The organism is Streptomyces sp. NPDC002754, from assembly GCF_053592315.1.
This window is the reverse complement of record NZ_JBSFVM010000037.1, coordinates 33,197-45,621: the sequence shown is the minus strand read 5'-3', so window position 1 is coordinate 45,621 and position 12,425 is coordinate 33,197. Positions and strand designations below refer to the sequence as shown.

Genomic DNA, 12,425 nt, shown 5'->3' with positions numbered 1-12,425 from the left:
GAGGTCTCCACCGTGACGTTGCAGGAGCAGGAAGTCGCCGAGTTCTTCGCCCAGTTGACCGAAGACGCGGCCCGCGACCCGATCGACACCCGGGCGCTGCTCGGCACGCTCGCGGACGGCGGCCGTCGGCTGTTCGGCGCGAGCGGCGCGAAGGTGGAGTACGCGCCCGACCCCCGCGCCGCGGTGCACTGCGAGGGCACGGACCCGGGGCTGCGCGCCCTGTCCGACGCCGTTGTGCAGTGGCGGGAGGGGCCCGGCCACGACACCCGCACCACGGGCGGCGCCCTCATCGACGTGGACATCACCACGGATGTCAGTGTGGCCTGCTGGCCGCGCTGGACCCCGAGCGCGCGCGCCCTCGGCCACGGCCGGGTCACCGCGCTGCCACTGCGCTCCCGGGAGGCCGTGACGGGCGCCCTCGTGCTGTTCAGCGCCCCGGCCGGAGCGCTGAACGTCCTGGACGAGGAAGCCCTCGCCCTGGCGCGAAGCTTCACGGAGTCGGCGGGGCACACCCTCTCGCTCCAGCACGAACTGGCCGAATCCCGGGTGCTGGCGGGCCAGTTGGAGCACGCGCTGTCCAGCCGGGTCGTCGTCGAACAGGCCAAGGGCATCCTCGCGGCCCAGAACGGCCTCTCCCTGGACGCGGCCTTCGAGGGACTGCGCGGCTACGCGCGCTCCCACCAGCGCAAGCTCGCGGACGTGGCCCGCGAGATCATCGAGGGCCACCTGAAGCTCCCGATCCGCAGCTAGGACGTACGACGGCTGCCCCGGTCCGCATTGGGACCGGGGCAGCCGTCGTACGTCCGCTGCGCCTACACCTACGCTGATGCCGGCGCCTGGGCCTTCGCCTGCGCGTCCTTGAGGATCTCGCGCAGCGCGTCCTCCTCGTCGTTGCTCAGCGACGTCTGCACCAGCTGACCGCCGTACGCGGCGATCTCGGGCACGACCTTGTCCTTGGCCGCCTGCTTGACGAGGACGAACAGTGCGGCGGCGCCGGGCCGCAGGTTCTGGCTGAGTTCCTTCATGAAGTCGTCGTTGATCCCGGTGTCCGTGACGGCCCCACCGGCGGCCCCGGCGGCGGCGCCCACGGCGGCCCCCAGGAACGGCACCAGGAACAGCATCCCGATGACACCGCCCCACAGCGCGCCGCCCGCGGCGCCCGTCGCGGTGTGGTTCACCGCCTGGTTCAGCTTGATCTTCCCGTCGGACTCGCGACGCTCGACGACGACGATGTCCTCGAGCTCGACGAGGTGCTCCTTCGACATCTGCAGGAGCCGCGCGCGGACCTGGTTGGCGGTGGCGAGATCGTCGTAGGCGACGACGAACAGATTGCTCATGACGGCACTCCTCCGAGGCGTGTTCAGCGTGTGCGACTTGCCCGAGTTTAGGGCGTTTTGCCGACACTCGCCCGGCGGAGCCCGCCCGCCCCTGACACGACCGAGGGCCCGGCCTCCCTCATGGGGGAGACCGGGCCCTCGACGACGAGCGCGTCCGGGGTTGCGGGACGGCTTAGATGTCGAAGTACAGCTCGAACTCGTGCGGGTGCGGCCGCAGCTGGATCGGGGCGATCTCGTTCGTGCGCTTGTAGTCGATCCACGTCTCGATCAGGTCGGGGGTGAAGACACCGCCGGCCAGGAGGTACTCGTGGTCGGCCTCGAGGGCGTCGAGGACCGCGGGGAGCGAGGTCGGGACCTGCTGGACGTTGGCGTGCTCCTCGGGAGCCAGCTCGTAGAGGTCCTTGTCGATCGGCTCGGCCGGCTCGATCTTGTTCTTGATGCCGTCCAGGCCGGCCATCATCAGCGCGGCGAAGGCCAGGTACGGGTTGGACGACGGGTCGGGTGCGCGGAACTCGACGCGCTTGGCCTTCGGGTTCGAGCCCGTGATCGGGATACGCATGGCCGCGGAGCGGTTGCGCTGCGAGTACACCATGTTGACCGGCGCCTCGAAGCCCGGCACCAGGCGGTGGTACGAGTTCACCGTCGGGTTGGTGAAGGCGAGCAGCGACGGGGCGTGCTTGAGGATGCCGCCGATGTAGTAGCGGGCCATGTCGGAGAGGCCCGCGTAGCCCTGCTCGTCGTAGAAGAGCGGCTCGCCACCGGCCCACAGGGACTGGTGGACGTGCATGCCCGAGCCGTTGTCACCGAAGATCGGCTTCGGCATGAAGGTCGCGGTCTTGCCGTTGCGCCAGGCGACGTTCTTCACGACGTACTTGAAGAGCATCAGGTCGTCGGCCGCGGCGAGCAGCGTGTTGAACTTGTAGTTGATTTCGGCCTGGCCGGCCGTGCCCACCTCGTGGTGCTGGCGCTCGACCTGGAGGCCCTGCTTGTCCAGCTCGAGGGAGATCTCGGCGCGCAGGTCGGCGAAGTGGTCGACCGGCGGGGTCGGGAAGTAGCCGCCCTTGTAGCGGACCTTGTAGCCGCGGTTGTTCTCCTCGGAACCGGTGTTCCAGGCGCCCGCCTCAGAGTCGATCTCGTAGACCGAGCGGTTGGCGGTCGTCTCGAAGCGCACCGAGTCGAAGACGTAGAACTCGGCCTCGGGGCCGAAGAACGCGGTGTCGGCGATGCCGGTGGAGGCGAGGTACGCCTCGGCCTTCTTCGCCACGTTGCGCGGGTCACGGGAGTACTGCTCGCCCGTGATCGGGTCGTGGATGAAGAAGTTGACGTTCAGCGTCTTGTCGCGGCGGAAGGGGTCGACACGGGCTGTCGACAGGTCCGCGCGCAGCGCCATGTCGGACTCGTGGATCGCCTGGAAGCCGCGGATCGACGAGCCGTCGAAGGCGAGCTCCTCGTCCGGGTCGAACGCCGTGGCCGGCACCGTGAAGTGCTGCATCACACCCGGCAGGTCGCAGAAGCGGACGTCGACGAACTTGACGTCCTCGTCGGCGATGAATTGCTTGACTTCATCGGCGTTCTGGAACATCCAACTCCTCCTACTCCCACCCAGGAGGGGGCGGGGTTGCAGCTCTTGGCAGCTCGATCACGCGAACCGGTGCGGTGGCACACGCTGGGGCATGACGATATGCAGGCGTGATTTCTCAAGCATGACCCATTTGTTTCGCCCAAGTTAACCGGAGCGGGGGCCGGGACCGCATCAGGAGAGCGGCGCAGTACCGTTGACGCGTGGACAACAGGGAAGCAATGGGATCGTGGCTGTCCGGGCCTCGTGAGGCCATGGAACAGGCGGGCGCCGACTTCGGTTACCGCGGGGAACAGCTCGGTCTGCCCGAGCACGGACCCGGCTCCGTCGCCCGTCCCGGCCGCCGTATCGGAGCCCTCGTCGTCGACTGGGCGCTGTGCATGCTGATCGCATACGGCTTGGTCACGGATGGCTACAACCAGGCGACGGGGAACTGGGCGCTGCTCTTCTTCTTCGCACTCAGTGTGCTCACGGTCGGCACCATCGGCTGCACCCCCGGAAAGCGCCTCTTCGGCCTGCGGGTCGTCTCCGAGGCCGGCGGACGCATCGGTCTCGGCCGGGTGCTGGCCCGCTCGGTGCTGCTGTGCGTCGCCATCCCGGCGCTGATCTGGGACCGCGACGGCCGCGGCCTGCACGACCGGGTCGCGAAGGCGGTGCAGGTCCGCATTTAGGGCCGCGGGGAACACGGGCGCTGGCCCGTGCGGAAACGTAAAACGTAGGAGAGGCGGGCCGGAACCATCAGGTTCCGGCCCGCCTCGTTCACGTACAAGCAGCGGAGCGTGTCAGCGACCGCCGCCGCCCTTGGGCATCCTCATCCCCTTCGGCATCGGACCCTTCGGCAGCGGCATGTTCGACATGAGGTCGCCCATCGCCTTCAGCCGGTCGTTGGTCGCGGTCACCTGGGGGCCGGTCAGCACGCGCGGCAGCTTCAGCATCGTCGTGCGGAGCTTCTTCAGCGGAACCGTTCCCTCCGGTCCCTGGCTCGTGCCCACCACGAAGTCGTGGACCGGGACGTCGGAGACGATGCGGGCCATCTTCTTCTTCTCGGCCGCGAGGAGCGACTTCACCCGGTTCGGGTTGCCCTCCGCGACGAGCACGATGCCGGCCTTGCCGACCGCGCGGTGCACCACGTCCTGGCTGCGGTTCATGGCGACCGCGGGGGTCGTCGTCCAGCCACGTCCGATGTTGTCGAGCACGGCCGCGGCCGCGCCGGGCTGTCCCTCCATCTGCCCGAAGGCCGCCTTCTCGGCCCGGCGCCCGAAGATGATCGCCATCGCGAGGAAAGCGAGCAGAACGCCGAGAATCCCGAGGTAGATGGGGTGACCGATCAAGAAGCCGATCGCGAGGAGGACGCCGAAGGTGACGATTCCCACACCCGCGAGTACGAGACCGATCTTGGTGTCGACCCTGCGGGTCATCTTGTAGGTCTGAGCGATCTGCTTGAGCCGCCCGGTGTTAGCAGCGTCCGCTGCAGTTTCCTTCCTCGCCATGTACTGAAGTCTACGTGGCCGGGGACGCGGGAAGAACCCGCACCGGCCCCGGGTTCGCTCAGCCCCGCGAGGCGACGGCCTCCAGGACGCGCTGCGCCTCGACCCGGTCCTTGGCGCGGCGGCGGTCCTCCAGGACGGAGGTCCAGGCATTGCGGCGGGCGGTGCGCTGGCCGCTGCTCATGAGCAGCGACTCCACAGCGCGCAGTGCGTCGGTGACGGTCGGGATGGCGGTGGCGCGGACGGGCGCGGCCTGCATGGCTGAGGTCCCCCTAGAAGACTGATCACGGCAGTGGCACGGGATGTACGGGGCGTGATTTCAGAGTCACTGATTGGTGTTACCAGGGCGTGACCGGACGGTCAAACACCAATGAAGCCTTGACGCTCACGCCGCAAACACAGACGCGGCCCTGACGGTGCCCCTCAACTGCGGGGATCGTCAGGACCGCGCCTTACCGGCCACTACCGGTCAGTAGCGTCTTGTGCGTGAATTCACACGGCCTGCGAGGGGGCGAAGGAGTCGCGCCGCTCCTGGGCCATCCGGAACAGTCGGCCCGCGCGGTACGAGGAGCGGACCAGCGGGCCCGACATGACGCCGGAGAAACCGATCTGCTCGGCCTCGCCCTGCAGCTCCACGAACTCCTGCGGCTTGACCCAGCGCTCCACGGGGTGGTGCCGCACGGAGGGGCGCAGGTACTGCGTGATGGTGATCAGCTCACAGCCCGCGTCGTGCAGCTGGCGCAGCGCCTCGCTGATCTCCTCGCGGGTCTCGCCCATGCCGAGGATCAGGTTCGACTTGGTGACCAGGCCGAAGTCGCGGGCCTCGGTGATGACCTTCAGTGAACGGTCGTAGCGGAAGCCCGGACGGATCCGCTTGAAGATCCGCGGGACCGTCTCGACGTTGTGCGCGAAGACCTCGGGGCGGGAGGAGAAGACCTCGGCCAGCTGGTCCGGGTCCGCGTTGAAGTCCGGGGCGAGGAGTTCGACCTTGGTGCGGCCTTCGGCGCGGTTGGTGGTCTGGCGGTGGATCTGGCGGACCGTCTCCGCGTACAGCCAGGCGCCGCCGTCCTCCAGGTCGTCGCGGGCGACGCCGGTGATCGTGGCGTAGTTCAGGTCCATCGTGACGACGGACTCGCCGACGCGGCGCGGCTCGTCACGGTCGAGCGGCTCGGGCTTGCCCGTGTCGATCTGACAGAAGTCGCAACGCCGCGTGCACTGGTCACCGCCGATGAGGAAGGTGGCCTCGCGGTCTTCCCAGCACTCGTAGATGTTGGGGCAGCCCGCCTCCTGGCAGACCGTGTGCAGCCCCTCGCTCTTCACGAGGTTCTGCATCTTGGTGTACTCGGGACCCATTTTCGCCCGGGTCTTGATCCACTCGGGCTTGCGCTCGATGGGGGTCTGAGCGTTACGGACCTCCAGGCGCAGCATCTTGCGTCCGTCGGGTGCGACTGCGGACACGACCGGCTCCCTAAAGCTTTGATTCCTCGGCGTACATCAGGGTACGCCCGTGATGTTCATGGCCCTTACGGGTGGCCAACCGGCGGCCTGCGGGGTGCATTCCCCGTATGGGCTAGACCGAGGCCTTCTCGACGGGGCGCGGTTTGAGGTCCGCGTTCCCCAGAACGTTCTGCAGATGCCTCTCGGCGATCGGCAGCACCTCGTCCATCGTGACCTCGCGCCCGAGCTCGTACGAGAGGGAGGTCACGCCCGCGTCGCGGATGCCGCACGGGATGATCTTGTCGAAGTTCGAGGTGTCCGGGTTCACGTTCAGCGCGAAGCCGTGCATCGTGACGCCCTTGGCGACGCGGATGCCCATGGCGCAGATCTTGCGGTCCTCGTGCCGCTGGCCCGCGTTCGAGGGCGCGTACTCGGCGCCGACGAGCCGGTGGTCGAACTCCTCGTCCTCGCTGCTGAGCCGCGGATTGAAATCGAGCGACAGACCGCCCAGATTCGTACGCTGCTCAATGGGATCGCCGAGCACCCACACGCCGGCCCGGCCCTCCACGCGCGCCGCCTCGATGCCGAACTCGGCGCAGACCGCGATCATCGCGTCCTCCAGGCGGCGCAGATGCGCGACCACGTCCACGGGGCGCGGGAGCTTCTGGATCGGGTAGCCGACGAGCTGGCCGGGGCCGTGCCAGGTGATCTTGCCGCCGCGGTCGACGTCGACGACCGGGGTGCCGTCGAGCGGGCGTTCCTCGGGGGCGGTGCGACGGCCCGCCGTATAGACGGGCGGATGCTCCAGGAGCAGGCAGGTGTCGGGCACCTCGTCGGCGAAGCGAGCGGCGTGCACACGGCGCTGCTCGTCCCAGGCGACCTGGTAGTCGACCATGTCCGCACCGAAACCCATGCGGACGAACCGGAATTCACTCACGGCAAGTGCCTCCCTAAGAACCTTCACCGTGCATATAACGCGCCCGGAGCAACTGTACGGCTCCCGTTTCGCGGCCCAGCCGTCCACCCCACGCGCGGTTTGTCACACGATCGGATGAAGGAGGGGTTCGGCTCGGCCGATTGGGGGACGCCGTGTGCGCTCCGTGATAATTTCGGCGCCGTCCGTGAGCGGGAGCCGGTCACGGCGCACGCCGTTCCATGAGGGAGCAGCGACTAAAGGGGGGCACTCAATGGCCCCCCTTTACCGTTTCCCAGGGCCCGGAAGGCAAACGCACAGCATGACGGAACGACCTCCGCAGCGCACCCCGAACCGCCAGCTCGCCGCGCTCATCGCGGAGGCAGGTTTCTCCAACGCGGGCCTCGCGCGCCGCGTGGACCAGCTTGGGCTCGAACACGGGCTTGACCTGCGCTACGACAAGACATCCGTGACCCGGTGGCTGCGTGGACAGCAGCCCAGAGGGACGACACCCGCGCTCATCGCAGAGGTGTTCACACGCCGCCTCGGCCGCCGCCTCTCCGCGCAGGACCTCGGGCTCGACGCGTGTGCGCCCGTGTACGCGGGGCTGGAGTTCGCGGCATCGCCGGAGGAGGCCGTCGACATCGTCAGCGGTCTGTGGCGCAAGGACTCCGGCAGCCATGCCGAACTCCGGAAGATCGCGTTCACCCCGGCCGGGCTCGTCGTGCCCAGCCGCGACTGGCTGATCGGCCGCGCCGACGACCGGGTGGCACACGGTGAGCAGCTGCCACGGGTGCCGGTGCAGGGGCGGCCCGGCGTGGCGCTCGAGGCGGTGGCCGCGGTGCCGCGGCAGCGGGGGCAGACCGAGCGGGGGCCCGGGCACCGGGTGACGAGCGGGGACATCGCGGCGCTGCGCTCCGTGGGCGAGCTGTTCCGCGCCCTCGACCACGCGTACGGGGGTGGGCACGCGCGCCAGGCCCTCGTCCGGTACCTGGAGCACGAGGCGGAGCCGATGCTGCGCGGGGCGTACGGGGAGCAGCACGGGCGGCGCCTCTTCAGCGCGGTCGCCGACCTCACGCGGCTCGCAGGATGGACCTCGTACGACATCGCGGCGCACGGTCTCGCCCAGCGGTACTTCGTGCAGGCGCTGCGGCTCTCGCAGGCCGCGGGGGACCGGATGTACGGGTCGTACGTGCTGGTCACCATGAGCCGGCAGGCCGTGTACCTCGGGCACGGGCGGGAGGCGGTGCAGCTCGCGCGGGTCGCGCAGCAGGGCGTCGGGGCGTCGGCGCCGCCCGCGGTGCAGGCGCTGCTGCACGCCGTGGAGGCGCGCGGGCACGGGGTGCTCGGCGAGGTGCGGGCGTGTACGGCGTCGCTGGTGCGGGCCGAGCGGGCGCTCGGGGCGGTGCGGCCCGGGGACGAGGTGCCGCCGTGGGCGCGGTTCTTCGACGAGGCGCAGCTGGCGGACGAGTTCGGGCACTGCCACCGGGACCTGCAGCAGTACCGGGCCGCGGCGCAGCATGCGGAGCGGTCGCTGCAGTTGCGGGCGCCGGGGTTCGCGCGCAGCCGGTTGTTCTGCCGGGTGGTGCTGGCGTCGGCACGCCTTGGGCTCGGGGAGCTGGACTCGGCGTGCGCGCTCGGGGCGGAGGCGGCGTCCGCGGCGGCGGACATGCGGTCCGTGCGGGCGCACGAGTATGTGCGGGAGTTCGAGCGGAGGCTGGAGCCGTACCGCGATGCGGGGCCCGTCCGGGGGTATCGGGAGCGGGTCGCGACGTTGGGGTGAGACGGGGCCGGGGCCCGGGAGGCCGTGCCGTGGTCGGCGCCCGTGGTTCCCGTTGCGCGGCGCCGGGGTGCCGCCTCGCTGCCCGAGGCGGGGGCCACGCGGCGGCGTCCGCCGGGTCTGTGGCGGGGGCCGGGCGCCTGGGCGGGGGTGGCGGTTGGTGTTCGTTGCGCGGGGCGGTTCATGTCGGCCGCGCTGATCGCCCGGTCACCTCCCACCGCCCGCCCCCTCCGGGGGCTTCGGCCCCCCGGCGGGTGTTTGTTGCGCGGCGCCGGGGCGGGCTGAGCCGGGGCCCGGGGCGTAAGTAGAGCTCGCTCGTGGGTGTGAGAGGCGCGGGCTCGGAGAGCCGTCGGGGTTTGGGGCCCAGCCCCAAGGTGTTCAACCCGGTGCGGGGTGCGGGGTGCGGGGTGCGGGGCCCGGGAGGGGCCTGACCGGAGCCCCGGAGGGGGCGGGTGGGGGGAGATGGGCGGGGGAACTGTGTTGCCCCGGTGCGTCGGCGCCAAGCGGAGCGGCGCCAGACGGGCCGGGGCCGGGGCCCGGTGGGACAACGCCCCCGGGCCCCGGCCCCGGCGGGAACCCGCCCCGCCGAAACCTGGCCGGATGGAACCCGGAGGGTGGGGCGCCCGCCCCCGGAGTTGGGCCACGGAGGCGGGCGCGGTTTGGAGGGGCGGGGCCCGTTCGGTGGATCTTGGCGGAGGCGGGGGACCGCCAGGGGCGTCCGAACCCAGCCCGATCCGCCCGGAGGGCCTACGCCGCGGTGGTGATCGGGGGTGCCGTGGGTTCGGGGATGCCGAGGTCGGCGAGGAGCGCGTGGGTCGCGCGGCGGGCCGAGTGGAGGGCGCCCTGCACCGTGCCGTCGTCCCGGTGGTCCCCGCACACGTACAGGCCGTCGAAGAGGCGGACCGGGCGGCTCGGGTCGTGCGGGGGTGGCATCGCCGGTACGGCGTGGGTGTCGTGGTGCACGGCCAGGGTTTCCCAGTCGGCGGTCGACGTGCCGTACAGGGCGCCGAGTTGGGTACGGAGTTCGCGGTCCGTGGGGGGTGGGCCGAGGACCGTCGAGGAGACCAGGGCGCGGCCCGCCGGGGCTCTCGTGGGGTCCACCTGGCTGATCACCGACGTGTGCGCCACCGGGCCGAGCCGGTCCGCGTCGAGCAGCAGCGCGGGTTCGGCGAGTGGTGGCTCGGGCATGGCGTGGTGCACGACCGTGACCTCGTGGAAGGCGGGGACGCGCAGGCCGGGGAGAAGCTCGGCGGCATCGTGCGCGCCGGTCGCCAACACGACAGCGCGGCACGGGAGTTGGCCGAGTTCGTCGGTCGTGACCGAGGTCGTGGCGACCGCCGTGGCCCGTACGCCGGTGTGCACCGTGCCGGGTGGCAGGCCCGCCGCGAGCAGCTCCGGCAGCGCGTCGGCGCCGCCCTCCGGCACGGCGAGCCGGCCCGCCGCGTACGCGTGCAGGGCGAGGTCGGCGCACCGGCTGGAGGTGCCGAGGTCCGGGTCGCAGAGCAGGGCCGAGAGTAGGGGGCGTACGAAACCGTGGAGGACCGAGGGCGGCAGGCCTCGGGTCAAGATGGCCTGGGCGGCGGGGAGTTCGGGGCGGGCGAGGAGGCGGGAGGGATCCGTCGCCGCGAGCCGGGCCAGGGACACGCCCAGGCGCGCGTGGTCGAGCGGGCTGCCGAGGGTGGGGCGGGCGCCGCGCGGACTCCGGGGAGCGCTCGCCAAGGCGCGTGCCGCGTTGAGTGCGCCCCTCGTGCGCCGTGGGCCGGTCGGTTCGCCCGCCCGGTGGCGCAGCCCCTCGCTGCGTACGAGTACGCCGGGTGAGAAGCGGCGCAGGGCGAGGCGGGCGAGGGCGGGATCGCGGCGGAGTTCCGGATACGAGGTGCACAGCGGCCGACCGGTCCGGTCGAGGCGGAAGCCGTCGACCTTCTCGGTGGACATGCGGCCGCCGATGGACATGGCGGCCTCCAGGACCAGCGGGCGCAGGCCCGCCCTGGTCAGGTGCCGGGCCGCCGCGAGTCCCGCGACCCCGGCGCCCACGACGACGATGGCTCCCGGGCTTACGTCTCCAGGGTCGAGCACGGTGTGCCTCCGACGGTCGGGTGGCTGACGTCCGGGGGCTCATGCCCTCAACGCGCCCTCGGGATACCTGAGTTCGGGGCCCAGGGAACTCGAGAGTAGGCGCGCCCGGCGCGCCGGTCAGTCGCGCGCGGGGGCGGCACGGGGGCACGCCGGTCGCACGACCACACATCTTCCGTACGAGACACGTCCCGCGGCACCACGCCACGGCCCCCGCCGCCGACTACCGGGTGGCCCCGCCACCTGTCACCCAGCGGTGGCCCCCGCCATCAGGTGGCGCAGGCCGCGCGTCGCCAGGGCGGCGGGGGAGTGCGGGCCGGAGGTGGGGGCGTCGGTCGTGGCCCAGAGTTCGAGGGCCACTCGGATCGCGTCGGTCGCCGCTGCGGCCGCCAGGCGGGTTTCCAGCGGGTCCGCGTCGGGGCCGGCGAGGTGGGTCACCACCGTGAGCAGCTTCTCCTCCGACTCCTGGTTGACCCGGTACCAGACGGCGCGCAGGGCCGGGTCGTCCTGGGCCGCCCGCAACAGGGCCCGGGTGCCCCGCAGCGCCTCCTCCGCCGCTTCGTCCGGGGGTGAGAGCGAGGTCACCGCGGCCGACTCGAGGGCCCGCGGCAGCGGCATGCCCGGCTCCGTCGCGGCCAGCAGCTCGCGCCAGCGGTCGCCGCCGGACGCGAGCAGCGGACCCACGGCGTCCTGCTTGTTGCGGAAGTAGCGGTAGAAGGTGCGCAGCGCGACACCGGCGCCGCGCGCGATCTCCTCGGCCGTGGTGCCGTCGGGGCCCTTCTCGGTGAACAGCTCCATCGCCGCGCGGGCGATGTCGAGCTGGGTGGCCGCCTTGCGGCGTTCGGTCAGCGAGGGCTGCGCAAGCGGAGAAGAGGGCGTTCTGGGCTCGTTCACCCGACGAAGCGTAGCCGCACCAGGAATGGAATGGCACGAAACGCCGTTATGGCAAAACGTGCCACCGAAGCGTACGGTGAGCAGCGTGCGAGGACGCACACAGGAACGCAAGGGAGTCGCCATGAACAGCCAGAACGGCCTCAACCGCTACGAAGGGCGCCGTGCGCTCGTGACCGGTGGCGGGTCCGGCATCGGCCAGGCCACCGTGCTGCGCATGCTGGCGGAGGGCGGCCGGGTCGTGGCGGCCGACGTCAGCGAGGCCGGTCTCGGGGACACCCTGAGCAGGGCGGGCGCCGACGCCGAGCGCCTCACGACCGTCGTCGTGAACATCGCGGACGAGGCGTCCGTGCGGGCGGCCGTCGCCGGCGCCGTGCGGGCGCTGGGCGGCCTGGACGTGCTGGTCAACGCCGCAGGCATCCTGCGCTCCTCGCACACCGAGAAGACGACGCTCGCCGAGTTCAACCAGGTGCTCGCGGTCAACCTCACCGGCACCTTCCTGATGATCCGCGAGGCGATACCGGAGCTGCTCCGGGGCGAGGCCCCCGCCGTCGTCAACTTCAGCTCCACGTCCGCGATGTTCGCCCACCCGTACATGGCGGCGTACGCGGCGAGCAAGGGCGGCATCCAGTCCATGACGCACGCGCTGGCCGCCGAGTACAGCAAGCAGGGCATCCGGTTCACCGCCGTGCAGCCGGGCTCCATCGCGTCCGGCATGACCGACGGCTCCGGGATGAGCAAGCAGAGCCAGGGCCCCGGGCTGCCCGAGGACACCGACTGGAGCCTCTTCGCGAAGCTGTCGCCGTCGCTGGGTGACGGTTTCGCCGGGCCCGAGTCCGTGGCCGGTGTCGTCGCGATGCTCGCGTCGCAGGACGGGAAGTTCATCACCGGTACGGAGATCCGTATCGACGGCGGCACCCACTACTGA

At 71.4% G+C, this 12,425-nt stretch carries 12 protein-coding genes; 4 read left to right on the top strand and 8 right to left on the bottom strand.

The genetic code is table 11. The features are described from left to right. The first annotated feature begins 12 nt into the window (after window positions 1–12). Window positions 13–750 carry an ANTAR domain-containing protein gene (locus tag ACWD2L_RS36855; RefSeq protein WP_351343752.1) on the top strand — a complete coding sequence of 246 codons (738 nt, stop codon included), beginning with the start codon at window positions 13–15 and terminating at the stop codon, window positions 748–750. A 68-nt stretch (window positions 751–818) separates the two neighbouring features. On the opposite strand, the gene ACWD2L_RS36850 is transcribed toward ACWD2L_RS36855, so the two are convergent. Then, window positions 819–1,337 carry a DUF1269 domain-containing protein gene (locus ACWD2L_RS36850; RefSeq protein WP_351345483.1) on the bottom strand — a complete coding sequence of 173 codons (519 nt, stop codon included), beginning with the start codon at window positions 1,335–1,337 and terminating at the stop codon, window positions 819–821. Between the two features lie 172 nt (window positions 1,338–1,509). Further along, window positions 1,510–2,919, bottom strand: coding sequence for a type I glutamate--ammonia ligase (glnA, locus tag ACWD2L_RS36845; protein ID WP_351345486.1), 1,410 nt, complete (start codon window positions 2,917–2,919; stop codon window positions 1,510–1,512). A gap of 200 nt (window positions 2,920–3,119) precedes the next feature. Between glnA and ACWD2L_RS36840 the strand changes: the two genes are divergently transcribed. Continuing rightward, on the top strand, window positions 3,120–3,587 hold the full coding sequence (locus ACWD2L_RS36840) for an RDD family protein (protein ID WP_351345489.1): 468 nt from the start codon (window positions 3,120–3,122) through the stop codon (window positions 3,585–3,587). A 111-nt stretch (window positions 3,588–3,698) separates the two neighbouring features. Here the strand turns inward: ACWD2L_RS36840 and ACWD2L_RS36835 are convergent, their stop codons facing one another. The 4 genes from ACWD2L_RS36835 to lipB all read right to left on the bottom strand — a co-directional run bounded on the left by ACWD2L_RS36835 (window position 3,699) and on the right by lipB (window position 6,777). Further along, the gene (locus ACWD2L_RS36835) at window positions 3,699–4,406 is read right to left on the bottom strand and encodes a DUF4191 domain-containing protein (protein WP_351345492.1); all 708 of its coding nucleotides are present in this window, start codon (window positions 4,404–4,406) and stop codon (window positions 3,699–3,701) included. Window positions 4,407–4,464: 58 nt separating this feature from the next. Beyond that, window positions 4,465–4,662: an SCO2195 family GlnR-regulated protein gene (locus ACWD2L_RS36830; protein ID WP_351345495.1), complete on the bottom strand. Its 198-nt coding sequence runs from the start codon at window positions 4,660–4,662 to the stop codon at window positions 4,465–4,467. Between the two features lie 233 nt (window positions 4,663–4,895). Continuing rightward, window positions 4,896–5,861 (bottom strand): lipoyl synthase, encoded by a 966-nt coding sequence (gene lipA / locus ACWD2L_RS36825; protein ID WP_351345498.1) that lies wholly within the window; start codon window positions 5,859–5,861, stop codon window positions 4,896–4,898. Window positions 5,862–5,973: 112 nt separating this feature from the next. Next, window positions 5,974–6,777: a lipoyl(octanoyl) transferase LipB gene (lipB, locus tag ACWD2L_RS36820; protein ID WP_351345501.1), complete on the bottom strand. Its 804-nt coding sequence runs from the start codon at window positions 6,775–6,777 to the stop codon at window positions 5,974–5,976. A 298-nt stretch (window positions 6,778–7,075) separates the two neighbouring features. On the opposite strand from lipB, the gene ACWD2L_RS36815 reads away from it, so the two are divergent. Further along, window positions 7,076–8,536: a regulator gene (locus ACWD2L_RS36815; protein WP_351345504.1), complete on the top strand. Its 1,461-nt coding sequence runs from the start codon at window positions 7,076–7,078 to the stop codon at window positions 8,534–8,536. A 744-nt stretch (window positions 8,537–9,280) separates the two neighbouring features. Here the strand turns inward: ACWD2L_RS36815 and ACWD2L_RS36810 are convergent. Both ACWD2L_RS36810 and ACWD2L_RS36805 read right to left on the bottom strand, forming a co-directional pair. Next, window positions 9,281–10,609: an FAD-dependent oxidoreductase gene (locus ACWD2L_RS36810; protein WP_351342129.1), complete on the bottom strand. Its 1,329-nt coding sequence runs from the start codon at window positions 10,607–10,609 to the stop codon at window positions 9,281–9,283. 243 nt (window positions 10,610–10,852) lie between these two features. After that, window positions 10,853–11,500 carry a TetR family transcriptional regulator gene (locus tag ACWD2L_RS36805; protein WP_351342127.1) on the bottom strand — a complete coding sequence of 216 codons (648 nt, stop codon included), beginning with the start codon at window positions 11,498–11,500 and terminating at the stop codon, window positions 10,853–10,855. A gap of 121 nt (window positions 11,501–11,621) precedes the next feature. On the opposite strand from ACWD2L_RS36805, the gene ACWD2L_RS36800 reads away from it, so the two are divergent. Further along, window positions 11,622–12,425, top strand: coding sequence for an SDR family NAD(P)-dependent oxidoreductase (locus tag ACWD2L_RS36800; RefSeq protein WP_351342133.1), 804 nt, complete (start codon window positions 11,622–11,624; stop codon window positions 12,423–12,425).

Excerpts from the sequence above, each read along its gene's own strand:
- ACWD2L_RS36835 (WP_351345492.1), bottom strand. The coding sequence starts at position 4,406 with ATGGCGAGGAAGGAAACTGCAGCGGACGCTGCTAACACCGGGCGGCTC.
- glnA (WP_351345486.1), bottom strand. The coding sequence starts at position 2,919 with ATGTTCCAGAACGCCGATGAAGTCAAGCAATTCATCGCCGACGAGGAC.
- ACWD2L_RS36815 (WP_351345504.1), top strand. The coding sequence starts at position 7,076 with ATGACGGAACGACCTCCGCAGCGCACCCCGAACCGCCAGCTCGCCGCG.
- ACWD2L_RS36800 (WP_351342133.1), top strand. The coding sequence starts at position 11,622 with ATGAACAGCCAGAACGGCCTCAACCGCTACGAAGGGCGCCGTGCGCTC.
- ACWD2L_RS36830 (WP_351345495.1), bottom strand. The coding sequence starts at position 4,662 with ATGCAGGCCGCGCCCGTCCGCGCCACCGCCATCCCGACCGTCACCGAC.
- ACWD2L_RS36850 (WP_351345483.1), bottom strand. The coding sequence starts at position 1,337 with ATGAGCAATCTGTTCGTCGTCGCCTACGACGATCTCGCCACCGCCAAC.